Annotated in this window: 23 protein-coding genes; 1 reads left to right on the top strand and 22 read right to left on the bottom strand. The window is 60.0% G+C overall.

Annotated features, from left to right (window positions below):
• Nucleotides 1–11 precede the first annotated feature (11 nt).
• The 11 genes from K0V07_RS01890 to K0V07_RS01940 all read right to left on the bottom strand — a co-directional run bounded on the left by K0V07_RS01890 (nt 12) and on the right by K0V07_RS01940 (nt 9,495).
• Entirely contained in the window at nt 12–896 is an 885-nt protein-coding gene (locus K0V07_RS01890) for a hypothetical protein (RefSeq protein ID WP_220622836.1), read from the bottom strand.
• Nucleotides 887–1,549: a beta-ketoacyl synthase chain length factor gene (locus K0V07_RS01895; RefSeq protein ID WP_220622837.1), complete on the bottom strand. Its 663-nt coding sequence runs from the start codon at nt 1,547–1,549 to the stop codon at nt 887–889. The genes K0V07_RS01890 and K0V07_RS01895 overlap by 10 nt, the downstream gene beginning before the upstream one ends.
• The gene (locus K0V07_RS01900; RefSeq protein ID WP_220622838.1) at nt 1,542–2,648 is read right to left on the bottom strand and encodes a hypothetical protein; all 1,107 of its coding nucleotides are present in this window, start codon (nt 2,646–2,648) and stop codon (nt 1,542–1,544) included. Before K0V07_RS01900 ends, K0V07_RS01895 begins: the two co-directional genes overlap by 8 nt.
• 31 nt (nt 2,649–2,679) lie before the next feature.
• On the bottom strand, nt 2,680–2,946 hold the full coding sequence (locus K0V07_RS01905) for a phosphopantetheine-binding protein (RefSeq protein WP_220622839.1): 267 nt from the start codon (nt 2,944–2,946) through the stop codon (nt 2,680–2,682).
• Between the two features lie 41 nt (nt 2,947–2,987).
• The gene (locus K0V07_RS01910) at nt 2,988–3,686 is read right to left on the bottom strand and encodes a VTT domain-containing protein (RefSeq protein ID WP_220622840.1); all 699 of its coding nucleotides are present in this window, start codon (nt 3,684–3,686) and stop codon (nt 2,988–2,990) included.
• The gene (locus K0V07_RS01915) at nt 3,638–4,876 is read right to left on the bottom strand and encodes a tryptophan 7-halogenase (RefSeq protein ID WP_220622841.1); all 1,239 of its coding nucleotides are present in this window, start codon (nt 4,874–4,876) and stop codon (nt 3,638–3,640) included. Before K0V07_RS01915 ends, K0V07_RS01910 begins: the two co-directional genes overlap by 49 nt.
• Nucleotides 4,857–5,840 carry a hypothetical protein gene (locus tag K0V07_RS01920; protein WP_220622842.1) on the bottom strand — a complete coding sequence of 328 codons (984 nt, stop codon included), beginning with the start codon at nt 5,838–5,840 and terminating at the stop codon, nt 4,857–4,859. The genes K0V07_RS01915 and K0V07_RS01920 overlap by 20 nt, the downstream gene beginning before the upstream one ends.
• 17 nt (nt 5,841–5,857) lie before the next feature.
• Nucleotides 5,858–6,280: a hypothetical protein gene (locus tag K0V07_RS01925; RefSeq protein WP_220622843.1), complete on the bottom strand. Its 423-nt coding sequence runs from the start codon at nt 6,278–6,280 to the stop codon at nt 5,858–5,860.
• A 144-nt stretch (nt 6,281–6,424) separates the two neighbouring features.
• Nucleotides 6,425–7,591, bottom strand: a complete 1,167-nt coding sequence (locus K0V07_RS01930; protein WP_220622844.1) for a Gfo/Idh/MocA family oxidoreductase — start codon at nt 7,589–7,591, stop codon at nt 6,425–6,427.
• 54 nt (nt 7,592–7,645) lie between these two features.
• Nucleotides 7,646–8,764, bottom strand: a complete 1,119-nt coding sequence (locus tag K0V07_RS01935; RefSeq protein WP_220622845.1) for a Gfo/Idh/MocA family oxidoreductase — start codon at nt 8,762–8,764, stop codon at nt 7,646–7,648.
• 80 nt (nt 8,765–8,844) lie between these two features.
• On the bottom strand, nt 8,845–9,495 hold the full coding sequence (locus tag K0V07_RS01940; RefSeq protein ID WP_220622846.1) for a ThuA domain-containing protein: 651 nt from the start codon (nt 9,493–9,495) through the stop codon (nt 8,845–8,847).
• Nucleotides 9,496–9,561: 66 nt separating this feature from the next.
• On the opposite strand from K0V07_RS01940, the gene K0V07_RS01945 reads away from it, so the two are divergent.
• Nucleotides 9,562–10,431 carry an AraC family transcriptional regulator gene (locus K0V07_RS01945; RefSeq protein WP_220622847.1) on the top strand — a complete coding sequence of 290 codons (870 nt, stop codon included), beginning with the start codon at nt 9,562–9,564 and terminating at the stop codon, nt 10,429–10,431.
• A gap of 12 nt (nt 10,432–10,443) precedes the next feature.
• On the opposite strand, the gene K0V07_RS01950 is transcribed toward K0V07_RS01945, so the two are convergent.
• The 11 genes from K0V07_RS01950 to K0V07_RS02000 form a co-directional block, all read right to left on the bottom strand.
• Nucleotides 10,444–12,081: a diacylglycerol kinase family protein gene (locus K0V07_RS01950; protein ID WP_220622848.1), complete on the bottom strand. Its 1,638-nt coding sequence runs from the start codon at nt 12,079–12,081 to the stop codon at nt 10,444–10,446.
• 143 nt (nt 12,082–12,224) lie between these two features.
• The gene (locus K0V07_RS01955) at nt 12,225–13,622 is read right to left on the bottom strand and encodes a glutamate decarboxylase (protein WP_220622849.1); all 1,398 of its coding nucleotides are present in this window, start codon (nt 13,620–13,622) and stop codon (nt 12,225–12,227) included.
• Between the two features lie 210 nt (nt 13,623–13,832).
• Nucleotides 13,833–14,783, bottom strand: coding sequence for a ribose-phosphate pyrophosphokinase (locus K0V07_RS01960; protein ID WP_220622850.1), 951 nt, complete (start codon nt 14,781–14,783; stop codon nt 13,833–13,835).
• 13 nt (nt 14,784–14,796) lie between these two features.
• Nucleotides 14,797–15,831: a UDP-3-O-(3-hydroxymyristoyl)glucosamine N-acyltransferase gene (lpxD, locus tag K0V07_RS01965; protein ID WP_220622851.1), complete on the bottom strand. Its 1,035-nt coding sequence runs from the start codon at nt 15,829–15,831 to the stop codon at nt 14,797–14,799.
• A gap of 89 nt (nt 15,832–15,920) precedes the next feature.
• Nucleotides 15,921–16,508 carry an OmpH family outer membrane protein gene (locus K0V07_RS01970; RefSeq protein ID WP_220622852.1) on the bottom strand — a complete coding sequence of 196 codons (588 nt, stop codon included), beginning with the start codon at nt 16,506–16,508 and terminating at the stop codon, nt 15,921–15,923.
• Between the two features lie 122 nt (nt 16,509–16,630).
• Nucleotides 16,631–18,997, bottom strand: coding sequence for an outer membrane protein assembly factor BamA (gene bamA, locus K0V07_RS01975; protein ID WP_220622853.1), 2,367 nt, complete (start codon nt 18,995–18,997; stop codon nt 16,631–16,633).
• Nucleotides 18,969–20,390: a replicative DNA helicase gene (dnaB, locus tag K0V07_RS01980; protein ID WP_220622854.1), complete on the bottom strand. Its 1,422-nt coding sequence runs from the start codon at nt 20,388–20,390 to the stop codon at nt 18,969–18,971. Before dnaB ends, bamA begins: the two co-directional genes overlap by 29 nt.
• A gap of 220 nt (nt 20,391–20,610) precedes the next feature.
• Nucleotides 20,611–21,237 (bottom strand): DJ-1/PfpI family protein, encoded by a 627-nt coding sequence (locus K0V07_RS01985; RefSeq protein ID WP_220622855.1) that lies wholly within the window; start codon nt 21,235–21,237, stop codon nt 20,611–20,613.
• 190 nt (nt 21,238–21,427) lie between these two features.
• Nucleotides 21,428–23,908: an ATP-dependent Clp protease ATP-binding subunit gene (locus K0V07_RS01990; protein WP_255568079.1), complete on the bottom strand. Its 2,481-nt coding sequence runs from the start codon at nt 23,906–23,908 to the stop codon at nt 21,428–21,430.
• A 110-nt stretch (nt 23,909–24,018) separates the two neighbouring features.
• Entirely contained in the window at nt 24,019–25,095 is a 1,077-nt protein-coding gene (locus K0V07_RS01995) for a protein arginine kinase (protein WP_220622857.1), read from the bottom strand.
• Nucleotides 25,096–25,109: 14 nt separating this feature from the next.
• A complete protein-coding gene (locus K0V07_RS02000; RefSeq protein ID WP_220622858.1) occupies nt 25,110–25,625 on the bottom strand; it encodes a UvrB/UvrC motif-containing protein in 516 nt (171 codons plus the stop codon).
• Between the last annotated feature and the right edge of the window lie 165 nt (nt 25,626–25,790).

Below are 25,790 nucleotides of genomic sequence, written 5' to 3' on the forward strand. Positions count from 1 at the left end.
CATTAAACCTCCTAGGAGTCGGAGGGGTTGAGCGGGAGAAAATTAAACCACTGGAGTGGTTGCTGGCGCAAGAGCGCTTCCAGCCAATGCAAGACCTCCTGAAAATGCTCGTACCCGCTGCGAATATCCTCCCGGTGATTTTTCCCTGAGGGCACAAAGGGGTGGCATGCATGCACCTCGTACCCCTTAGCCGCCGGAAGCGCCAGGCAGAACTGCACGGGCCGCTGATAGAGAGCCGCCAGGCGGTAAATCGTAACGGGAAAAAGCCGCCGCTCCCCCAGGAAATCGAAGGCCGCAGTCTTCGAGGTATGCTCCAGTCGATCGCACTGCAGGGCCAGAGTCTTACCCGCCTCCAGCGCGTCACGCAGGCTAAAGATCACCTCGCGCGGATCGTTGACCCACATAATTTCGACCTGACTGGACGCCTGCCGCATCAGCCGATCAATGTCTGCCGAGTTACGCACGCGCTGCCTCACCATGCAGATGGGGCGGTTGAACTGCCCCAGCCCAAAGCCCAGCAGATCCGAGGCGCCGACGTGAAAGGTCCCGACCAGGATGGGTTCGCTCCCGAGAATTAAGCTGCCCCGCTGTCGGCTGTCCTCATCCGCCCACTCCATGGGGACAGATTCGCCACGCCCGGCGCGCAGCTTAACCAGAAGCATGTCAGCCAAAGCTCGAAAATGCCGGAACGAGTCCCGCCAGCTCACAGGCCGATCCATCATCAACTCCAGATACTGCCGGGAGTACAGGCGCTGTTTCTTCATCAGGCAAAAGGCGATGAAGGTCCCCGTCTGCATCATCGCCTCAAACAGCCAGCCCGGCAGCCAGCGGTCGAACGCATACATAAAGAAATAGCCACCCCAGGGGCCGGGGTTTCTGGGTTCTTTTACGTCCATGTGAGGCGAAAGACTCCGCGTTCGGGCTGGTAAAAATCTAAAGGCTGACGGTCAGACAGCGCAGTGTGAAAAGCGGGTAACTCCGGTACGGGCGCATCGTTGTGCTCATCCGGGGTTAGGCTCAGCTCGCCCAACGCACCGGAGGACACCCCGGCCTCCAGACGCAGGTAAAAGGCAAAGGTTGTCTCTCCACCCCAGCCCTGCCCGGAAGACCACGGCTCGAACTCGTCACCACCCACCACATGCACAACGGTATCAGCGGGCACAAGAAGCGCAGCCAGCAGGGCATCTGCGACCAGTGAATCCAGCCCGCACAGCGGTGTAAGCATACCCGAGCGACGCCGCCGCGCCACGCTGACGAGGTCAAAAGCGCCGGGATGGATCGAGTTCTGAAAATGCAAGGGGCTGGGCGTGGGAAAGCTCCCCAGGTAACGCTCCAGGCTCTGAGTCCCCCCAAAGCGCGAGGCGTAAACCCACTCGTCGTGCTTGCCGCCCTCGACACCATCCGTCACCTCCCCGATCATCAGAGACAGGTCACTCATGCGCCGGACTGCCAGCGGATTAAACAGTTTACGCAGGCTCTTGCGCCGCTCCGGATCAAGTTCACGGGACGGCTCAGCAACGGCCAAATGAGTGATGGAACGCTTAATCACGGGTAACGAGATGGGCGGCTTGAGCGCCGCCAAATGCGCTGCTTAAGAGAACCACACCGCCAAAATCCTTGGCAGAGAAATTCTCCCGGTGAACATTTGAGGTAAAATAAGGCGGCTCGGCGCCGACATTACCGGGGACTTCGCCTGTGCGCATGGCCTCCAGTACGATAGCCAGCTCTACCAGCCCGCACGAGCCCAGGGTATGGCCCAGAGCCCCCTTCCAGGAGACCAGAGGGCTATCCGGCAGTTGCCACGCCACGGCCTCCGCCTCCAGACGGCCTGCCTCCAGCGTGCCCGTCCCGTGCCCCTTGACCCAGACTCCCTGCCGGGGGAATGAATCAGCGAGCGGCGCAAGCACACCTCGAAAACCAGCCCCCGAGGAATCGTTGGCCGTCATGTGGAAATTCTCCGACAGGCAGGCAGCCGCCGCGATCCGATACGGGGCAGGGTTCCGGCTGAGGACCGCAAAGGCGGCTCCGTCGCCGAGCCCGATCGAGCCGGTCTCACGATCCGCGTAGGGCTGTGGGAAGTCTGAGTTCAGAATTTTCAGGGCATAAAAGCCGCCCACCACAAAGGGGCTGAGAAAGTCGAACGAAAAGACCAGAACCCGCTCGGCCAGCGACGACTCCAGCAGCCGCTGGGCCTGAATCATCGCGAGCTGTGCGGATACGCACGCATTGGAGACGATGAAGCGGTTCGGCCCCCACCCGCATGCCTCGGCCAGTGTTTGGACCGCATGGGCAGGCGTTGCGCTGCCATGATAGCGTTCCTCGCCCGTCGTGTAAGCCGCCAGCATCTGGTCGATGCCGAAGTTACTGCTGGAGATAACGACAGGGTACTTCGCCGTCCCCCAAGGCTCATCGGGGGCCTTTTTCAGCAGTTCGAGGGAGGGCTTCAGCCAGCGGGGGGGCGTCGTAGGCTCGAGCGTCCCCGTTAGAGCCAGCGGCACCGGCTCAGAATCGTTTTCGAGGGCAGGATGGGGCTTCAGGGCCACTTCACCCTTTTTCAATCGCTCACAGGTACTCGCGGCATCGCCGAGGGCGGTCAGGCAGTCGCAGGCATCGATCGAAACCTGGGTACTCCCTGCATGACTCACCATAAAACAGAAATAAGCTTATCGCGCAGAAAGCTCAAGCTGAAGCTGCCTGGCGCTCGCGGATAAATTGCGCCAGCGTGTCAATACTGCGCAGGGCGGATCGCGCCTCTTCGCTGTTCTTGATCTTGATCGAGAACTCCTTCTCGACGCTCACGACCAGCTCAAGCGCATCAATGGAATCGAGCCCCAGCCCGGATTCCATCAAAGGGGTATCATCGGCCAAATCATCCGGCTCCACGTCCTCCAGAGACAACGCCTCGATGATCAGCGTTTTTAAACGGTTTTTAAAGTCATCGCCCATAAGCAACCGCTAGAAATAGCGAACACACAAATAGCCACAAGTCAAATACGCCTCCCGCGCCAACGTCGCCACGCTAAGCGAAGGCTGACAATCACGACCAGTACCGCCAAACCGCCCCAAAAGGCCTGGGTAGAATCCCGGCCCATCACCCCCCGTGTAGTCAGGACGACCCCGGTCAGAAAGAGGAACTGGACGCCCCAGGAAATCCCCAAATACAGGTAAAATGGCACTGCGAGCACCCCGAGCAGGTAATTCTGGGCGGCATAGGGGACCCCCGGCACCGCCCGCACCAGCAGTGTCACCTGGGCACTGGCATTACGGTCCAGGGTGAAGAGGTGGGGCCAGCGGGCCTCCAGCCGTCGCTTCAGAGGCTCACGCCAGACAGTCCGGGCCAGCCAATACCCGAGCACCATATTTACCGCGAGGGCCACGCCCCCAGAGCCCAAAGCATAGGGCACGCTGAACGTCAGCCCCGCAAAGACATAAAAGGCCGAAATCGGGAACCCCGCCAGCGGGAGCAGAATCATCAATACACAAAAGATCAACACACCAGCGTGGGGATGCCCCTCGATCCAGCCTCGCCAGTCCACTCCGCTTAAAGCAAGCACCCAGCACAGGGCGACGACAACCAGCAGCACCAGGCTCCAGAGCTTCCAGCGAGTCGATGGTCGTCCCTCGTCCACTGTCTGCCTCAGAGTTTGACCGGCGGCACCATCGGCAGGTGCCGATTCAGGCGGCATACGAGCAGAAACAGCAGATAACGCCAGCGGAGCCCAAAGCTCATCTGCGTATTTCCCCCCACCACGGCATTGACCGCCGAGAACAACCGGAAGCTGTCCGTCGGATGCATAAAGACTGCGAAGGAGCGGTCGTCATAGTACATCTGTACCATCTCCAGCATGACCTTCATCCTTGCCCACACCTGACGCTCGTAGCGGTTTCGGGCGTGCCTGCCCAGAGAGTTGCCCGCCTTAAGAATCGCTGTCGCGGCGAGGTCTGCGGACTCAAGCGCCAGATAAACGCCCGATGAGAAAACCGGGTCGATAAAGCCTGCCGCATCCCCCAGCATGAGCCAGCGATCTCCGGCGAAATGCTGGTGGACAAAGGAATAGTCGGACTCGACACGAAAACGATCCTCCAGCTTGGCCTCAGCCATACAGGCCCGCATGTAGGGATTTGTCGCTACACGCCGGTCAAAAATTCTCTCCGGCGTAGCTCGCTCACCCTCGTGTTGAGCGACCAGCCCAACCGACGTCCGCTCTTCATCCAGTGGGATCATCCAGAACCACCCCTTGGGGATGCGCGTGAGAATGACATTACCGCCCTCGGGCCCCTCCGCACGGGCCACACCCGTGAAGTGGCCATAGACCGTAAAACGCTTGTGCAGGGGCAGTGGCTCCGTAGGCACACTTAACTGACGCCCCAGCCAGCGCCCACGACCAGCCGCATCGAGCAGCCAGCTCGCCTCTACAGTCCGGGGGCTGCCATCTACATCCAGCTCGACCTGCCAGCCTGTATCGGTCTGGGTCAACGTACGCGCCTCTGCGGGCTGGAGTACCTCGCACCCAGCCTCCCTCGCGCGCGCTAAAAGCAGTCGGTCAAACTGGGAACGCTCCACCTGATAGGTGTAGTCGAGGCCCGGCACCCAGCCATCCTCGAATCGGTTGTGGACCCGTTTTTCTCCGGTACCGAAGGTAAATTCCGCCCCCTCCTTGCGGACAAAGCCAGCGCGCTCGACCTCGTCCCACACGCCCATCTTGCGCAGGACGCGGTTGGCAGCAGGGATCAGAGACTCGCCGATGTGGAAGCGCGGAAAAGGCGCCTTGTCCACAATCAATACCCGACGCCCGGCCTGAGCCAAGAGCGTCGCGGCTGCGGTGCCCGCAGGCCCGGCACCGATCACCAGACAATCATACACGCTCGCAGCCATAAGTATCAGCGTGATCGCAGCCGTCACGCTCGGCGAGCGTGGAGCGCGAATTTAAAGTGTTCATTAAACCGCCGGGCCAGGACAGCTCGACCTCGACCATCAGCTCCTGCCGGCAGATGTCTGCCTGCACCACAGATGTCAGCTCTGCGGCGTACCAAGGCTGCTCCTCCAGCCAGGCAAGAGCAGTCAGTGTGTCCTCGGCTCGCCGCAGATAGACTCGGCCGATAGGTTTGCCCAGCGCACGAAAGGTATCTGCGCCCAGCGCGTGCTCCGTCTGCTTCTGCATGCGGTCGAGGTTTTCACCGGTGGTCTTGAGCTGCGCCTCCAGCATGCCAGGGGCCACGCTGGCCGAGCCAAGCACAGCCGATGTCCCGGAGACATAGACGACCGGTTCACCGCCCGCCACCAGACTGGCGCGGCTGAAGCTCGGCGGGCGAGGCCCGTACTCCTCAGGATATTCATAGGCCGGGCACTGGAATGGGTTTTCGAGTTGGACGACCGAGCGCTCGCTAGCCAGTGCGACAACCGTCAGCCGTGGCTCTTCAATGCCGACAGCCGAGGCCGCGCAGAAATGCCGCTCGGGGACGCCTTTAAAATGAGCGCTGAATGCCTCATGACGCCCCAGACAAAACGCACGGTAATTCTCCAGCCCATCCCTGTGCTCGTTGATCCATGGGACGAAGTTCCAGATACGCAGACAGTGGTCCGTACCAAGCTCACCGAGTAAACGCCCGAAAGCCAGACGTGTGGCTTCGGCCAAGTCATCCCCCGTCGGCATGCTTAGAGCGATACAACGCCACGGGCCCTGCCTGCCCTGCCACAGCAGGTCGTCAGCCGATGTCAGCTCGCCCGACCAGAGAAACTCCTGACCTGACCCCGCCAGTAACGGCAGTGCCAGATCAAGAACACTCTGCTGCGGCGAATAAGCGGAACGACTCGCCCCGAATCGGACGCTGACAGACATGGTGGGGCGCCCCGCGCTTAGCGCTGGAGATTGGCGATGCGCTCGGGCAGGTCCTTTTGCAGGTTTTCCAGCCAGCCCAACGGAACAGCCGGTACCGGCTTGCCGGTTTTGAAGTCCTCCAGCTGCGTGGAGTCCGAATAAAGCTTAACCACATTACCTTCGCGCTTCATGGTGACCTTGGCCTCGAAACCACGGTGATCCAGGGTCCCGACAACTTCGTTCGGAGAAGATGAAACAACCGTCCACTGGCGCTCCTGGAAGGTATCAACCATGGCCTCCTGCAGCACCTGCGGGGAAACATCCGGGGCCACGGACACCGTCAGCGGATCGGCATTGTACTCAGCCACATCGTCGCTACCGGAGATGGTGGTATTGCAGCCAGTAAAGGCAAAGGCACTCAGAAGGAGAACACTAGAAACGAAAACAGCTTTTATAATCATAGGAACAAGCGTGCACGATCCCGACATAAGTATCAAGCTTGTATGGCGTTTTATAACGGTCTGATAGCGTTAATATCGAAGCATCGCTACCCCTGTGCGGCACGCTTAACGCCGAGCGACATGCGTATGCCTACGCACACCTGATTACCCCTGCAGGGGCGTCCAGGCTGCGTTGCTCTGGCTGCTTTTGACACAGGCTTCAATGAAGGCCAGTCCACGGACCCCGTCCTCAATCCCCGGATAGTCGGCGCTCGACTCCGAGCCCGCATCGCCACTGAGGACACGCCGCAGGTCCGCCGCAAAGCTGCGGTAGATATTGGCGAAAGCACCGAGGTAGCCCTCCGTGTGCCCGGCGGGAAGCCGGCACATACTGCTGGCCGCCGGGCTGAGGTAGTCCTGCCCACTGCGGTAAATCTGACTGGGCTGGCCAAGACGGTGAACGATCAGCGTATTGGGCTCCTGCTGTTTCCACTGCAGGCCGCCCTTTTCACCATAGAGGCGGATGTTCAGATCGTTTTCCTCACCGGTGGAAATCTGCGAAGCATGCAGGACGCCCTTGGCTCCGCCCTCGAAGCGCAGGAGGACGTTACCGTCGTCATCGAGTGTACGCCCTTCGCCGAACCGGCTCAGGTCAGCGGCCAGCTCCTTGAGCCTCAAGCCGCTGATGTGCTCGGCCAGATTCTCGGCATGGGTGCCGATGTCTCCCATACAGTTTGAGCTTCCAGCGCGTGTGGGATCCGTGCGCCATCCCGCCTGTTTCTGCCCGGTCTGCTCGACCATGCTGGCCAGCCACCCCTGCGGATACTCGACCACGATCTTGCGAATGGCCCCCAGCTCGCCACTGGCCACCAGGTCACGGGCCTGGCGCACCATGGGGTAGCCGGTATAGTTATGGGTCAGGCAGTACTTAAGGCCGCTGGCCCGGACCCGGTCGCGGAGCGCACAGGCCTGCTCGAGGCTGACGGTGGCGGGCTTCTCCGACAATACATGGAAGCCGGCCTTCAGCGCGCACTCAGCGATCGCAAAGTGCATGTGGTTAGGCGTAACAATCGCGACAAAGAGCATCCGCCGCTCGGGCGGCAGTGCAGCCTCACGCGCGATCATGGTCTGAAAATCCGGGTAGCAGCGCTCCGGCTCCAGCCCGAGGCTATGCCCGAAGGACTCGGAGCGGGCAGGGTCTGAGCAAAACGCGCCGCAGACCAGCTCTATCTGCCCATCCATCGCGGCGACACAGCGGTGAACTTGACCGATGAAGGCATCGGGACCACCGCCAACCATTCCCATGCGAATTTTGGTTTCCGGGGTAATCATAAGAGAGAAGGGGTTGAGAGTTTTTGAAGTAGGAGAAGTTGCCCGACGTAAGACTCAGGCACCTGTCGAAAGTCCGCCCGAGGGCATAGCCTCAGACTGTACGCAGGGCGTGCTCAGGTCAACCCTGCGCCCGGTGCGCTCGGCCTCATCAAAGGCGAGCATGGCCTCAAGGATGTGGCAGGCTTTTTCACCACTGGCCCGGTGCGGACGCCCCTCGCGAATGGCCAGCGCCATATCGGCCAGCCCCAGTCCGCGCCCGGCCGGATAGGCATGGGTGGCGGGAAGCTCGGTATAGTTTTCTTCACCGGCCCGGCGAAGATAAACCGTCCCGTCAAAGCGGTTCGGGTCGGAAGACTTGAGCGTCCCCAGCGTGCCGATGATTTCAGGCATCTTGTCAAATTCACCACGCCCGGGCATGTCAAAGCTCATCAGCGTGAGAGCATGGGCACCACTCCGGGTCTCCACGACACCGGAATAATGCGTGGGAACCTCGACGGGGACGCGCGTGCCATTCAGCGGCTCACTCGTGATCAAGCGCTCGCTCAAAGCCTGGCGGGAGCGACCCGTGACCGAGCGCAGCGGCCCGAGCAGCTCAACCAGCGCGGTCAGGTAGTACGGTCCCATGTCCAGCATAGGGCCGCCACCGACCTGATAATAAAAGGCGGGATTGGGATGCCAGGATTCGTGGCCACCCCCGCCCCACATCAAGCGCGCTGCTACCGGCTCCCCGATCAGCCCATCGGCGATCGCCTGCCGCGCGGTTTGCGTACCGGGGCCCAGGACGGTATCCGGAGCACAACCGACCCGCAGCCCCTTTTCCTCTGCGACCTGCAAGACACGCTTCCCATCATCTAGGTTGAGCGCGAAGGGCTTCTCGCAGTAGACGTGCTTGCCGTTTTCCAGCGCTTGCAGGTTTATCTCAGCGTGCGCAGCCGGATGCGTGAGGTTCAGGACCATGTCGATCTGTGGATCGGCCAGGAGCGCATCGACAGATAACACTCTCGGGATTTCGAAATCGGCGGCAAGCGCCTGTGCCATATCGGCGCGCAAATCAGCGCAGGCAACGATGCGAAAATCTTCACAGGTGGCCGCGAACGGCAGGTAGGCCTTGCGGGCGATGTCGCCACAGCCGATGAGGCCGACGCGCAGAGGTTCAGGGGTATGCTTAGTCATACAAGATCAATAGTTAGGAGTGATAATCCGGGGGGGGATATTTATGTCATGATTTTCCATGACAAGCAGGCGTTGAGCATTTAGCGGCAGGCCCAGACCAGGCCGCGCACTGTCATATCCCAGACGTGAGGATATTTTTTGAACTCGTCGGACTTATGGCCGAGAGCCGAGCAGAAGACCCGCCCCTGCCCCCAGGACTTCGTCCACACGACCGGCATATTCACGCACTGCCCCTCGCGCTCATAAACGGTGCTCGCGAGGACGCGAATGCCCGGGTCAACCTGCAGGTAATACTGCTCGGAGTCGTAGTCGAAAGAGGCAGCCAGTCCCGCCATGATCGGGTGCTCAGCATCCATGACATGCACGCGATAGGGCCCGACATAAGGGTGCCCGACAAAACGCCCGCCGACCATCCACTCGTAGTTGAGGCTGCCCCGAAAGGCATCGGCCATGCCCCCGTGAAAACCTGCCAATCCCGTACCTGTCCGCACGGCTTCGCAGAGATTTTTCTGACGCTCGGGGGTCAGCTCACCCATCGTCCAGACCGGGACAATGAGGTCAAATGCCTGAAGTGCCGTCAGATCATCCAGACAATCCAGCGAGCTCTGCGACTGGACCTCGTAACCGGCCTCGCGAAGTGCGATCGCGGTCAACTCGGACATAGGGCCGGGCTCGTGGCCGTCCCATCCGCCTTGGAAAATCAATGCTTTCTTAGTAGGGGTGTTATTCATAAATAGACTTTTTAGCTACTATATCAGCATTGCGGCCCCTTTAAAATAGGGCTTTTATTCAAACTCATGGATAATTTATCCATTCATTCCGGACAAACGCCTCGCCTGCTACGCGGCGCGGAGGAGATCCAGCACGCAGGCTATCTGCCCGCCAAGCAAGACGTTATCGACTGGAGCTTCGACAGCTTCAACTACTCGTTCATCCTCTCCGGGGGCGGGTTTTATTCCATCGATGGACGACGTGTGCAGATCAAAGCCCCCTGCGTACTCACCCAGTGGCCGGGCGTGCACTTCCACTATGGGCAGGATGAACAACAGGCCGGGTGGGAAGAGCTTTTCTTCATTTTCCCCAAGCGCAGTCAGGCGCAATTCCAGAGCAAGGGCATGTGGAGAAAAGACCGCCCCTGGTGGCCGATTGCGATGGCCGAGACGACCCGCCGCCTCGCGGACGCGGTCACTACGCTGATGAGGCATCCCCGCACCGTCGAAGTCATCGATCTACTGGACCGACTGGCGGAGGCGATGGTCGTCGCCAGTCTGGGCGCAAATCTCCATATCCGCGAAAAGCAGGACGAGCGCTCCAGCCGCATCGCCCAAGTGCGTGAAGAGCTCGCTGAAAACCCACGAAGACAACTCGACTGGGAGCGCTGCGCGCAAGACTGCGGGTGCAGTCTATCGACATTTCGGCGACTGTGGATCGAGCAGGTCGGCATCCCGCCACAGCGCTATGTCATGCAAATCCGGATACAGGAAGCGGCGCGCATGCTCCTGGAGACAGACCTGACCATCGCGGATATTTCAGCCGCTATCGGCGTGGACGATCCGCTGTATTTCTCGCGACTCTTCCGCCAGCAGACGGGAGAGTCCCCCACCCTTTACCGTGAGAACAAGCGTACCATCTTCGCCAAGCTCGGCGGGCACACCTACGACGCATAGACCGATCACCGTTTACTCGGATGAGCGCACAAGCTCTTGATCGAAGAAAACCTTTAGCGCGGCCTGCTCGGCCTCCAGCGTGAGCGGGGTCTCCCCAGCCACATCGCCATCGAGGATAAAGCTCTGCGCAGGCTCAGTCTCGATACGGATTTTCTTTCCCGAGAAGTGAAGCACGGTCTGGTCGCGACTTTCGCTCTCGGCATAGGTGCCCACAAAGAGTTTGCTCATCGTCTCGACGGCGTGTGCGCGGGATTTGAAGTCGGTCACGATCGTGACGTCGAGCTTACCATCTGCCAGATCGGGCGTCCCCCGCCCCTGAGCAAAAACCGATGAGGGGGGAGCGGCGTTGGCCACGGTCACGCAGCTGGCCTCCAGTTTTTCCTCCTGTCCATCAACCTCCAAGCGAAGCTGAAAGGGCTTCTGCTCGTCAATCTGCTGCCAGGCTCCGACCAGATAGGCGAGCACGCCCCACTGGTCTTTGGCCTCGCGCTCGGCCTTTTCGATCATACCGGCCTCGATCCCGATGCCAGCCAGCAGCACCATCACGCGCCCGTCACAGCGAGCGATGTCAATCGCCCGCGTGCTGCCCGCCAGGATATGACGGCAACAGGTCCCGACCGGGTCCGCCTGCACAGAGAGTCCGTAGAGGCAGGTGGCCAGAGCGTTGGCGGTACCGCGCGGGATGATCCCCATCGGCACATCGGTGCCAGCGAGAACTCCCGCCACCGCCGCCACCGTGCCATCACCACCGGCAGCCAGCACCTGGTCGGCCTTTTCCTCGAGCGCGCGTCGGGTCAGCTCTTCTGCACCGATGTCGGGCGTCGTTTCGAGTATCCGAAGTTTGTAAAAAGGTCCCAGCAGCTCGATCAACAGCGAGCGGTCCTTCTGCGGATCCCGCTTACCGGAGACAGGGTTTAATACGACAAACATGCGCGGCTTCTGGCGGCGCGCCTCCGATCGCTGAAAGCGTGCCAGCAGGCGCAGCTGGAGGGCATTGGGATTAGCAACCGAGCGTATGCCCTGAATCTCCTTTAGAATATCGTGGAGGTCGGCATCCGGATCGGAGTACAGCAGATACGCCATCAGCGCCGTCACCGAGCGCCCCTGACCCAGCGCACAGTGGATGAGCACCTGCCGGTTGTGCGCACGCTGCCGGGCGATCCACTTGACCGCAGCGGCAAGCTGGCCGATGCGCGGGCGATGACGATCAAAGACCGGGATATTCAGATAGGCGATATCGTCGCTGAGAAGGTCAGAGCAAGGAGTGTCAAACTCCGCGGTGACATCGAGGATGGCGGTGATGTCGTTTTCCTCCAGGAGCGTGCGCTCCGTCAGCGTCAGCCGACGCCCCAGCCACAGACCGGGGCGAATCTCGTGCAGCGGCTCTGCCTGGTCGAATTTCTTGGCGATCCGGTGATAGACGACCACCCCTACCAATACCGGCAAGAGGAGGAGCTTCATCGCCCAAGGCAGCCGACCATGGCGCGACTTGGCCATGATCTCCCCCCAGGCAGTCACATAGCCGATGCCGAAGTACAGGCCGGAAAGCCCGATCCACGTCAGCAGAGCTTTCCAGGGCCAGGCCGCATCCGTCAACCAGATCGAGAATGCTGCCAGTGCCAGCACGAAGTAGAGATAACCACGGTTCATGTTCTTCGCATCAATACATCCAGCTCGGCCAGCAAGTCAAACGGTCGCCCGAAAGGGAGCACCGACAATCCTGCAAGGCCCGCATCGCTGGCACGTTTAACGGCAGGCAGCCACCCCCGCATGCAGGAGGTGCCCCGGACACCCTAGTGGTGGTAGCCGGTCGCCTCTTCAGAAGTCACCGGCGAGGACACCGGATGCTTTTCAAAGTACTCCAGGCAGCGCTTGAAATCCTCGAGGAGCAGGTTGATCAAGTCCCGCGTCACGCCGTGGCGGACCAGTACACGCTGGATGACGAGGTCCTCACGCTTGGGCGGCATCGAGTAGGCGGGCACCTGCCAGCCACGCACACGCAGGCGGTCAGCCAGGTCGTACAGGGAATACGAAAGCTCTGCTCCGGGCTTGACCATCCAGCTCACACAGGGGATGCCCTCTGCGGGATTACCGTCGTAGATCACGGAGAAGGGCCCGAGCTTTTCGATCTCACGGGCAAAGTGCTGGGCAGTTTCGTAGCAGGCGCCATGGATCTTGCCGTAGCCCTCCTTACCCAGGCGGACGAAGTCATAGTACTGCGCGATCACCTGCCCACCGGGGCGGGAGAAATTCAGCGCAAAGGTCGGCATATCGCCACCGAGGTAGTTGACTTTGAATACAAGGTCCTCGGGCAGGTCCTGCTTTTCACGCCAGATGATCCAACCGGCCCCGAGCGGAGCGAGCCCGAACTTGTGCCCGGAGGCATTGACCGACTTAACGCGCGGCAGACGGAAGTCCCACAGCAGGTCGGGGGCACAGAAAGGAGCGAGGAAGCCGCCGCTGGCACCGTCCACGTGGATCGGAATGTCCAGCCCGGTTTCGGCCTGCAGTTTATCCAGCGCGTCGTTGACGGCCTTGACCGGCTCGAACTGGCCGGTGAAAGTGACCCCGAGAGTCGGTACGACACCGATCGTGTTTTCGTCGCAGCGCTTGATAACCTCCTCCGGTGTCATGATCAGGCGGTCGCCCTCCATGGGAATTTCGCGCAGCTCGATGTCCCAGTAGCGGGCGAACTTATGCCAGCAGACCTGGACGGGGCCGCAGATCATGTTAGGCTTTTCAGTGCTCTTACCCTCAGCGCGACGCTTGGCCCGCCAGCGCCATTTCATAGCCATCCCGCCAAGCATGGCGGCCTCACTGGAGCCGGTAGTCGAGCAGCCGACGGTGTTGGCGGCGTCGGGAGAGTTCCACAGGTCGGCGAGCATGTGCACGCAGCGGGCCTCGATCTCGGCGGTCTGCGGGTACTCGTCCTTGTCGATCATGTTCTTGTCGATGCACTCGTCCATGAGCTTGTGCACCTCAGGCTCCTCCCAGGTCTGGCAGAACGTGGCCAGATTCTGGCGGGCGTTACCATCGAGCATAAGCTCATCGTGCACGAGCTGGTAGGCATCGCGGGCGGCGGTCTCGTCTTTGGGGAAACGGTACTTGGGCAGCGAACCGGACAGACCGCTGGAGGCGAAGACCTCGTCGTTTATCTCAGAGAGAATGGAATGCTTGGCGTGTAGGGACATATCTGGTGAGGAGGATGGTGATTATAATCGGTGAAAGCGTCTCGGGTAGAAACTCGGGATGAGTCTTAACGTAAGCCCCCGCAGCGAGTCCAATTTAAAAGGCCCGGACACCCGGAGCATTAAGTGCCGTAATCCCATCGGGGCGTAAAAAAAACCGTCCATGAGCCAAGCCCATGGACGGTTTTAACAAAGCGATTCGACTGAATACGACTAGAAGCCCTTTATATCGAAGAGGCCGGTCACGCTCTCATTACTGTGAATGTGCATGATCGCCTTACCGAGGATCTCATTCACGCTGAGCACGGTGATCGGCAGGCCACGAGCCTCAACCGGAGTGGTGTTGGTCGTGATCAGCTCGTCAATCGGGCCGTTGCGGAGGCGGTCGTAGCCAATCTCGTTGAGGACACCGTGGCTGACAGCAGCACGCACCGAGCGAGCGCCATTGAGCTTGAGCAGATTGGCAGCGGCCGTGAGCGTACCGGCGGTTTCGGTCATGTCATCGACGAGGAGGATGTCCTTGTCGGCGACATCACCCACCAGGTTGAAGGCCTCGACCTCGGTCGCGCTGGTGCGCTTTTTCGCCACAAAGCCGAGCGGGCACTTGAGGATATCAGCGTAGGCAGCAGCCATCTTCATCCCGCCAACGTCGGGCGAGTACACGACGAGGTCACTCTCGAGCTTAAGCTGCGTGAGATAGTCGGAGAACACCGGCGAAGCATAGAGATGATCGACCGGGATATCAAAGAAGCCCTGAATCTGCTGGGCGTGCAGGTCCATGGTCAGCACGCGATTGGCACCGGAAGCGACCAGGAGGTTTGCCACGAGCTTGGCCGTGATCGGCACGCGCGGCTGGTCCTTGCGGTCCTGCCGGGCATAGCCGTAAAACGGCAACACCGCGGTGATGCGGCTGGCCGATGCACGCCGGGCTGCATCAATCATGATGAGCAGCTCCATAATATGGTCGTTAGCCGGCGGGCACGTGGGCTGGATGATAAACACATCCTGACCGCGGACATTTTCGTCGATGCGAACGAAGGTCTCCCCGTCCGGGAAGCGCTTAACTGTCGCGCGCCCCAAGGGGATATTCATGAACGCGCAGATTTCCCGCGCCAGTTCAGGGTTCGCATTGCCGGTGAAGACTTTTAGTCCCTGCTCTCTCATAAAAACCGTGTTTTCATCCTGCCGTCATCTTCTCCAAAGAGGCAACCCTTTTAAACAATTCAGGCAAACGTTTGCTCAAAATATCGATACGGTGCTGGAGCGCGGCGGTGTTCGCGGGCGAGCCGCGATAGTATGCACCGGGCTGTGTATCGCTGTGCAGACCCGCCTGGGCGCCGATCACACTGCCCTTGGCCAGCGTCAGATGGCCAGTAATCCCGGCCTGCCCGGCCACGATGACAAAGTCCTCCATCGTCGTGCTGCCGGAGATACCCGCCTGGGCAACGATGAGGCAGCCCTTGCCGATGACGACGTTGTGGGCGATCTGGACGAGGTTGTCCAGTTTGCTGCCCTCCCCAATACGGGTGCTGCTGAAGCGTGCGCGGTCGATGGTAGTGTTTGCACCGATCTCGACATCGTTCTCGATGACGACGTTACCAATCTGGGGCACCTTCTCGTGGACTCCCGAGTTCGTCTCAAAGCCAAAACCGTCCGACCCGATAACAACACCCGGATGCAGGCGCACGCGGTCGCCGACCTCGCAGTAATCGCCAATCGATACGTGGGCGGAAATACGGCACTGCGCCCCCACCGATGCCTCACGGCCAACAGTGACAAGCGACTCCAGGTTGGAGCCAGGGCCGATCTTCGCGCCTGCGCCGACGACACAATACGGGCCGACCCATGCGGTCGGGTCAACCTCCGCACTCTCGTCGATCACGGCAGTGGCGTGAACGCCCGGCTGAGGCTTGGGCCAGAGCATGGCCTCGATCGCACCGCAAAGGCGAGCGAGCCCGAGAGACGGATTCTCGAGGCGGACAAAGGCCTGGCCGGGAGCAGGAGCCCCCTCGTAGTCATGAAAAAGCAGGATGACCGAGGCGCGGCAAGTTTTGACGTCAGGGGTATACTTACGGTTCCCGAGGAAAGCGAGATCACCCGGCTGGGCCTGCGCCAGGGAGGCGATACCGGTGATGGGCTGATCGAGCGATCCCTCGACCACCCCATCCTGCAAAATGCGGGTAATGTCCTCCAGGAGGAAGGATATGTTCATGCCGGGCATTGTCGTAAGGATGCAGGTGTCTGTAAAACCAGAAAACTCCCTTCGCAGGGAAGGGAGTTTTCTAAAAAATGTCTTTAAAATTAGTTCTGAGAAGCAGGGCCAGCAGCCGATGCAGTATCCTTCTCAGCATTAAGCTTGTTCAGGACTTCCTGAGTGATGTCAAAGGACTCGTCGAAATAAACGACAGCCATACCGGCGCTATTGAGCACGAGGTCAGCTCCCTTTTGCTTGGCCACTTCGATCACTTCTTCACGGATTTCAGTGACGTGCAGCTCAACGATGCTCTGACGGCGCTGCTGGAGGGTCTTTTCGGTGTTCTGGCGGTAGCGGTTGACTTCGGCTTCCTTTTCACGGATGGCCTGAGCCTTTTCCTGTGCCTCAGCATTGAACTTCTCACGGGCTGCCTCAGTCAGGGCCGGGTTGTTCATTTTGCTCTGGATGTCCTGGAGCTGGTTAGCCATGCCCATGCCTTCTTCGATCATGGCCTGGATCTCCTGCTGGGCGTTTTCCACCGAGCTCTGGAACTTTTCGTCAGCTTCCTGAGCTTTCCAGTAGTTTTTGTAAAGTTCGCCCATGTTCACGGTGACGACCATCGGGGTCTTTTGGGCTTGCAGAGCGCCGACCATCAAAAATGCGGCCAGGAAGGTGAGTAAGAATTTCTTAGTCATGAGTGGGTTTGAATAGAGTTATAGGAACTATGAGTTCAAAATGTGCAGAAAGTTCCAAAGTGCCGGGAAAGCGGAAGGGGTTCAACCCCGAATTTCAGTCTAATTAAACGTTAGTAAGCGGCCTAGAAGACCGTACCGAAGGAGAAATTGAACTGCATACCGTCGTCGTTGAACTCGTCGGAGGTGAGCGGGAAGCCGAAGTCGATGTTCAGCGGAGCCCCCATCAGCAGGATGCGGAAACCAAAACCGTAGTCGTCGTTGTAGGCGCTCGGGTCCCAGTTCAAGTCACCAGAGTTAACATAGCCCCAGTCATAGAACAGGGCGAAGCGCAGAGGCTCAAGGATCTGGAAGGTGTACTCGATCGAGGCGAAGGCCATGGTGTTACCGCCCAAGGTCTCCCCATAGCCGGGCTTACTCTTGTCCGTCTGCTTCGGGCCAACATCGCGGAACTGGAAGCCACGCAGGCTGTAGGGACCACCCAGATAGTACTGGTCGAAGAAGGGAACGACGTTGTTGTCGTATGGGATGACGGTACCGGTGCGGCCACGGAAGCTGATCACCTGGTTGGCCCAGTCAAAAGTCTTGATCCACATGGCACCCGAGAGTGTCTGGCGCACATAGTCAGTCTGGCCACCCAAGGGGCCACCGGCAAACTCGGTCAAGCTCTCCAGACGCGTCCCCCGATCCGGGAAGATCAGGTTGTTACGCGTATCACGCAGCAACTCAAAACCGATCTTGGACACACTGGTGTTACCGGCCTGCTGCTGCACATCCAGCGGAGCACCCGTGCTGACGTCCTTAATGTTCACGTCTTCAACCGTGTAGGAAAGCTTACCCTCAACCAGCTCGAAGAGGCGCTTGCGGAGATAGAACGTAGCCCCCATGCGCAACTCGTTATAGTTGACGGACAGGTAGTTAGACTCCGTGCGGTAGAGCTCGAAGCCACCTGCCAGCTCACGTTCCCAGAGCCAGGGCTCTTCGAAAGCGAGCAGCACCTGATTGGACTGAGAGCCAAGAGAGATACGCAGGCGGAACTTCTGACCACCGCCCTGGAACCACGAGCCCGGGCTGAAGATGTCGAAGTTACTCTGTGAAAGCTCAACAAAGCCAACGATGGACTCGACCGAGCTGAAACCGGCACCAAAGGTCAAGTTACCCGTTTGCCCCTCCTTGACCGTGATGCGCAGATTGCGGCGACCAGGGATGTTGGTGGCTTCGGGCGAGAGGCGGACCTCGTCAAAGAAGCGGGTGTTCTCCAAGCGGGCCTGGCTGCTTTTCATCCGCACCAGGTCAAAGGTATCGCCCGGGGCGAGCGCAAGCTCGCGGACAATCACGCGGCTACGCGTCTTGGTGTTGCCCTGCAGGTTGATGCTTTCGACGAAAAACTTCTCACCCTCGGTGACGATAAACTTAAGGTCAATGGTGCCGCCCTCGATATTCGGGTAGCGCTCGACACGTACAAAGGTATCCAGATAGCCAACCTGACCGTAGTAGTCCTTGAGGTTCTCGATCGTCAGATCGATCTGGCTCGGAGAAAAGGGGTCACCCGTACGCAGGCGGATGGCGCGGAGCAGTTCATCGGTCGGGAACAAGGTGTTACCCTCGATATTGATATCACCGATGTAGTAGCGACGGCCCTCGTGGATGTGGATAACGACGTTCAGCTCGCCTTCATCCGGATACTCCAGCACGACCTCAGACTCGGGGATCTCTACGTCGAGGTAACCCTGGTCCTTATAATAAGTGCGGAGCTTTTCCAGGTCGTCCTGAAAGATTTCCTCCTGCAAACGACCGGTGCCCATGATCCAGGAAATCAGCCAAATGTACTCGCTGGTCTCCATCTGGCTCGTCAGATCGCTGGACTCGACATGATCGTTGCCGACGAACTCGATGTTGTTGATAGCCAGGCGCTGGCCCTCATCGATATCGAATACGACCACCCCGGTGCCGAGCTGGTCGTTACGCTCGATCTCGTAGGAGACCTTGGCGTTGGTATAGCCCTGCTTCTGGTAGTAGCGGTAAAGCTTGGTCGCGTCGCGCTTGACCTGCACCTCGTCCAGCGGCAGGCCCACCTGGCTCTCGATCTCGTCCTGCAGGTCGCTATCGGACTCCCCGTCGTTACCCTCATAGAGGATCTGCGAGATACGGTACTTCGGGACGACAATAAAGGTCACGGAGATGCGCTCATTAGCCATCATCTGGCGGCGCACTTCGATAAACTCGAAATTCCCGGTCTGGTAAAGGGCCCGGATCGACTGGTCCACCAGATTTTGACTGAAGGTCTCCCCGACCCGCAGCCGCACGTGGGCCATGATGTTTTCAACGCTGACGGTCTTAACGCCCTCGAATATAACCTCGATATCCCCCACTACCGGATCCGCATCGGGAGCCAGCTGGGCCCGTGCCGGGCTGGGGGCGAATACAGAAATTAATAGTGTGAGGACGAGAAAGTAGCGTAGCCTAAGCAGAGTGTCTCTGTGAATTTTCAAAACGCGTCAGGTGCTTGATGAAATATAAAGGCACAGTTCCTATGGGGCCGTTTCGCTGCTTGGCAACGATTAAATCCCTCGGGACGGCCTCGGCGGCCATTTCTTCATCCTCATTATGATCCCGGGACTTGGAGAGGAGCAGGACCACGTCGGCGTCCTGCTCGATAGAGCCGGACTCACGCAGGTCAGAAATACGCGGCTGGCGCTTCTCTTTTTCAGACTCACGGTTGAGCTGTGCAAGGACGATAACGGGGACGCGCAGTTCCTTGGCCATGCCCTTCATACCACGGGAAATTTCTGCGATCTGCTGCTCACGCGGGATGCGTGAGTCGGTGCCATTGACGAGCTGGATGTAGTCCACGGCGATGAGGCCGAGCTTGCCCTTCATCTGGCTGGCCACACGGCGGGCCTTGGCACGCAGCTCGAGGATGGTCAGGCCGGAGCTGTCATCGATCATGAGGGGGGCGCCCTTCAGCTCCTGAGCGGCGCGAACGATGTCCTGCTGTTTTTCCTTCGGGACGAAGCCGTCGCGCAGCTTGGTCATGTTGACCCGGGCCCGCGAGCAGAGCAGACGCATGGCCAGCTGCTCGGCAGGCATTTCCAGTGAAAACATCAGCGCACCGACCGCCTCGTGGCCCGGACGCGGGCAGATGGCCGGCTCGATCATGTTCAAGGCGATGGAGGTCTTACCCATCGAGGGACGGGCGGCGACGACGATCATTTCCCCGTCGTGCCAGCCGGTGGTCATCTTGTCCAGGTCGGCAAAGCCGGTTGTCACACCGGTGATCTGCCCCTTGTTCTGGATCATGTTGTTGACCAGCTGGACAGCGTCGTCAATGGACTTTTCCAGCGGCTGGGCAGCGTCGGTGATGCGGTTCTCGCTGACAGAGAAGATGTTCTGCTCGGTCTTTTCGAGGAAGCTGGCGACGTCCTGTGTCTCGTCATAAGCGCCCTCAATAGCCTCGTTAGAGAAGCGAATAACTTCGCGCAGGAGGTAGGCGTCGCGCACGCGCTGGATGTAGTAGCTGAGGTGCGCGTGGGTGTCGATGCGGTTGGAAAGCTCGATCAGGTAGGCATCGCCGCCGGCGGCCTCGAAGTTCCCGTCCTGACGCAAACGGTCCCCCAGGGTAATCTCGTCGATGGGGTTCTGCTTCTCATAGAGCCCGATCATCGCCTTGTAGATGAGCTGGTGGCGGGCATTGTAGAAGCTGGCGTCCCGGACGCGCTCCTGCACGCACAGAGCCATGGTCTCGCTACCGCCTTCCAGGATAATGGAGCCGAGCAGGGCCTGCTCCATGTCGATGCTGTAGGGGACGCGCCGGGCGATCGCAGGAGAATCCTTGCGGCGGCGGGAATCGTCGGGAGAGGGTTGGAAAGATGTGGCAGTGGCCATAGGCGAAAAAGCTGTCCGAAACAACACAGGCGCGCGGCGAGGTCAAGCCCGCCCCGTGATCTCATGAGAGGCAACCACCCAAAGACTCCCGCCCCCGACAGGCAACAAGGACTTGTTGGAAAAAACTCCCTGATTATTCACAACGATTTGTGGATAACGGGAATAACTCCCTATTTTTGGGGCATTTAAGGCACTTTGGCCCCAATCCGTGACGCCTTTTTTACAATTCGATGCGCCGGGCATCACTTTCGGGGTACGGATACTCCATATGGCGGGCGGTGGCTCGGGCCACCGGCTCCCCCAAAACGTCCGCCACGAGGGTCAGCGCCATGTCTATCCCGGCGGAAATCCCGGCCGAGGTGTAGAGGTTGCCGTCGCGCACGAAATGCTTGTCGCGCACCACCTCGGTGCCCGGAAAAAGCTCCGCCATCCAGTCCAGCGACTTCCAGTGGGTGGTGGCGCGGCGGCCCTTGAGCAGCTCGGCCTGCCCCAGCAGCAGTGAGCCGGTGCAGACCGAGGTCAACAGGCGCACCTGAACGGCGCGTTCGCGCAGCCAGCCAAGGAACACCGCGTCCTCCAGCAGGGGACGCGTCCCCCACCCGCCCGGCACGAGCAGGATGTCCAGCGGCGGACAATCGGCAAAAGCGCAATCGGGCGTCACCCGCATCCCGCCGGAGGTGGTGACAGACCCGGCACGGGACGAGACGAGCTTGACGTCGAAGGGCGATTGCGACTCGCGGCGCTTGTCCTCGTCCAGCCGCACGGTTGAGAACACCTCAAACGGCCCACAGTAGTCGAGCACCTCGACCTCGTCAAAAATCACGATCCCGACCGTCATTCGCTCCATGCCCTACCCTTCGCTCAAGTTTGGAGCGGTGTCAAAGTGATCCGCGTCGTGGAATCTATGGCCTTTTTTCGCGGGGCTACGCGCCCCGCACCCGCGGTGCGTGACCGCACAGGACATTATTAAACAAAAAAGCCCCCGGCGGTGAGCCGGAGGCTTTGAAAACTTGTTAGATCGTTCGGGTGCGCCCCGCTCAACCCACGGCGGTGGTCTGGGTGAAGACCAGCTTGTCGCCGTCGAGGGTGACATGGATCGGGTCGCCGGCCTTGACCTCACCGCGCAGGATGGCCTCGGCGAGCGGGTCCTCGAGGTGGCGCTCGACGGCGCGGCGCAGCGGACGTGCACCGTACTTTTCGTCGTAACCATTCTCGATGAGGAACTCCTTGGCCGGGGCATCCAGGGTGATGTGGATGTCCTGATGGGCGAGGCGCTTCTGAACCTTGGCCAGCTCGAGATCGACGATCTTGATCATGTTCTCCTTGGAGAGCGGCTTGAAGAGGATGATCTCGGTCAGGCGATTCAGGAACTCGGGCTTGAAGACACGCTTGGTCTCGTCGAGCACGCGGTCCTTGGCCTTGTCGAAGTCGCGCATCATGTCGATGCCCATATCGAAGCCCATGGCGCTGTTTTTCTGGAGAATGTCGGCGCCGACGTTCGAAGTCATGATCAGCACGGTATTACGGAAGTCCACCGTGCGGCCGAGACTGTCGGTCAGGCGGCCATCCTCCAGCACCTGCAGGAGGAGCTGGACGACGTCCGGGTGCGCCTTTTCGATTTCGTCGAAGAGGATGCACGAGTACGGCTTGCGGCGGACGGCCTCGGTGAGCTGGCCCCCTTCCTCGTACCCGACGTAGCCCGGAGGCGAGCCGATCAAGCGGCTGACCGCGAACTTCTCCATGTACTCGGACATGTCGATCTGGATCAGTGAGTCCATGTCGCCGAACATCTGCTCGGCCAGAATCTTGGCGAGGTGCGTCTTACCGACCCCGGTCGGCCCGAGGAACATGAACGAACCGATCGGGCGGCGCGGGTCCTTCAGGTCAGCACGCGAGCGGCGCAGGGCCTTGGCGATGACCTCGGTGGCCGGGTCCTGCCCGATGATGACCTTCTGAAGTTCGCTTTCGAGGGCGAGCAGTTTCTTGCTCTCGGCCTGCTCCATGCGGGTGAGCGGGATACCGGTCCAGTCAGAGACCACGCGGTGCAGCTCGTCAACATCGACGGTGATCTGCTTCTCCTCGCGGTTCTGCTTCCAGTCCTCGATCATCTGCTCACGCTTGGAGCGGAGCTGCTTCTCGCGGTCGCGGAACTTCGCGGCCTCTTCGAAATGCTGCTTGCTGATGGCGTCTTCCTTCTGGGCGCAGACCTCCTCGATCTCCTTCGCCATGTCCTCGATCTCCGGCGGGCGGTTGAGCGACTCGATGCGAGCGCGGGAACCGGCCTCGTCGAGCACGTCGATCGCCTTGTCCGGCAGATACCGGGCGGTGATGTAGCGGTCGGAGAGCTTGGCGGCGGCTTCGAGGGCCTCGTCGGTGTAGATGACCTTGTGGTGATCCTCGTACTTGCCCCGGATGCCCTTCAGGATCTTGACGGTGTCCTCGATGTTCGGAGCGTCCACCTTGACCGACTGGAAGCGGCGGTCCAGGGCGCTGTCCTTTTCGATGTACTTGCGGTACTCGGCCAGCGTGGTGGCACCGATGCACTGCAGCTCGCCTCGGCTGAGGGCGGGCTTGAAGATGTTCGAAGCGTCCATGGCGCCTTCGGCGGCACCGGCTCCGACGATCGTGTGCAGCTCGTCGATAAAGATGATGATGTTCTTGGCGCGGCGGATCTCGTCCATCACGGCCTTGATGCGCTCCTCAAACTGGCCGCGGTACTTGGTACCGGCCACCATGAGGGCGAGGTCGAGTGTGATGACGCGCTTGTCCGCGAGCAGCTCGGGGATGAGCCCCGAGGAAATCTCCTGGGCCAGTCCTTCGACAATGGCCGTCTTACCGACACCCGCCTCCCCGATCAGGACCGGGTTGTTCTTGGTGCGGCGGCAGAGGATCTGGATGACGCGGCGGATCTCGTTCTTGCGGCCGATGACCGGGTCGAGTTCGCCGTTGCGGGCCAGCTCGGTCAGGTCGCGCCCGAAGGCCTTCAGAGCGGGAGTCTTGACTTCCTTCTTCTCGTCAGCGGCACTGGCCTGCGTCGGGCCGGAGCCCGCACCGGTCGGCTCTTCACCAGGTTCACCGGCGAAGTTCGGGTCCAGTTCAGCCAGAATGGCATTGCGGCACTGCTCGATGTCCACATCGAGGCTCTTGAGCACACGTGCGGCCACACCCTCTCCTTCGCGGAGAAGGCCGAGCAGGATGTGTTCGGTGCCGATATAAGAATGGTTAAGCGCCTTGGCTTCCTTACCGGCGAGGGCGAGGACCTTTTTGACGCGAGGTGTGTAGGGGATATTACCACTGGGCTTGGTTTCAGGCCCGGTACCGACCTGCTTCTCGACGGCCGAGCGGACTGTTTCCAGATCCAGGCCCATCTTCTGCAGGACGTTCACGGCTACCCCCTGGCCGAGATTAATGAGACCGAGCAGCAGGTGCTCGGTGCCCACGTAGTTGTGGTGAAAACGGTCAGCTTCCTTACGCGCGAGCGCCAGGACCTGCTGGGCACGGGGGGTGAAGTTGTTCATTGGCTCCGGCATATCGGTTAGTGTCGTGGATGATCGTTTATCCTTTCAAAGGATTTATGGTCTAAATGGTTGGGACTTATTGTAGGTTAGAAAGTGCCATGCCAATTCGCTCATGGCTCAAAAGTTGGAGAAGGAACCTTGCTGATTTCTTCCCGGATAAGTCGGGCACGGGCCGTATCACGCATATCGCTCTCGATGGGCTCGTGGGCGGCCAGCTGGATGTGGCCGGGCTGCAGCTCTATGAGCAGACGGTCGATGGAGACCCGCCATTTCTCGGCAATGAACTTGCAGTCGATGCCGAGACGGAGGAGCGACAGAAGGTTCATAGCTTCTGCAGAGCTTAAAAGATGCCCGTTTTGCAAAATTCCGTAGGCACGGCCAATCTTGTCGCAAACGTGCTCGGGTTTCGTCTCCAGCAGGCGGGCGCGGGCATTTTTCTCCTGCTCGATGATCGAGTGGATCGCCTCGCGCTCCAGGCGCGAGATAATCTCCTGCTCGCTCTCACCCAGCGTCTGCTGGTTGGAAATCTGGAAAATGCTTCCCGTGGCGTCCGAGCCCTCACCAAAGAGGCCGCGTACGACCATCCCCATCTGGTTGACGGCGCGAATGACTTTCTCCATGTCGTTCGACATGACGAGACCGGGCAGGTGCAGCATCACAGAGGCGCGCATCCCGGTACCGAGATTGGTCGGGCAGGCCGTCAGGTAGCCCAGATCTTCGGAAAAGGCGAAATCGAGGAGGTCTTCGAGCTTGTTGTCGATGGCGTCAATGACCTCCCATATATCCTCGAAACCGAGCCCCGTGCGAAGCACCTGGATGCGCAGGTGGTCCTCCTCGTTGATCATGATCGAGCAGGCCTGATCGCGGCTGATAACGACCCCGGAAGCATCCTCCGACTGGGAAAGCTCCCGGCTGATCAAATGGCGCTCGACCAGCACCTGCCGCTCAAGCTCAGAAAGTTCCTCCAGGTGCAAAACGGTGCCCCGCTGCATCTGCGGCAACTGCGCCACGGCCTTCTCGCAGGCGGACAAAATTTCCCGGCGCTGGGTCTTTTTGGCCCAACCGGGAAAGGCACGTCCGTCGAGGTTACGCGCAAGCCGGATCCGGGAACTCATCACGATGGGTTCCCCCGGTGCCCCGCCGCTGGTTAGCTCGGCGTTGGCGTCAAGTAGGGGTTTAATCGTCATCTGGGAATCAAAGATCACCGAGCCGGGGGCTCGGATTGGGATTTAAGCTGGTCGAGTTCGTCGCGATAGCGGGCGGCGTCCTCGTACTTCTCCTGCTCTACGGCGTGGGCCAGTTGGTCCTGGAGGCGGTTAATCGCCTTGCGGAGCCCGACGCGGTGCAGGAGCTCATGGGGGATCTTACCGGTATGGTGCGTGCCGCGATGCATCCCCTTGAGCAGCGGCTGGATAAGGCTGTCAAAGGCTTCGTAGCAGTCCGGGCAGCCCAGACGGCCATTACGCTTGAAATCGCGGGGGGTGCAGCCACAGCTCGGGCACACCACTGAGGGCACCTCGACGGAGTCGGGGCCGCTGGTGGACTCGATGTTCTTGGCCATGAAGTCAGCCAGAGAAAAGCCTTCCGGGTCGGTCACGCCCTTTTTCTGGGCACATTCCTCGCACAGATCGACTTTCTGGATCTGATTATTGATAATCTGCGTCAAATGCACGGTGGCAAGCTTGCCGCAGATGTCACATACTAGCGATTCACCCATATCTTATACCTATCACAAGTTACTCTATATGGAAAGAGAGTTTGATGGATTCGCAGTTTTCATGCCGGTTTGGCCCGTCAGCCTCAGGGAGGCGAAGTGATATGTAAAGGTCTTCTCTTATCTATCGGATTTTTCGCATAAAATTGAAGCAAAATGACCGTTTCG

This window comes from Ruficoccus sp. ZRK36 (assembly GCF_019603315.1).
GTDB lineage: Bacteria > Verrucomicrobiota > Verrucomicrobiia > Opitutales > Cerasicoccaceae > Ruficoccus.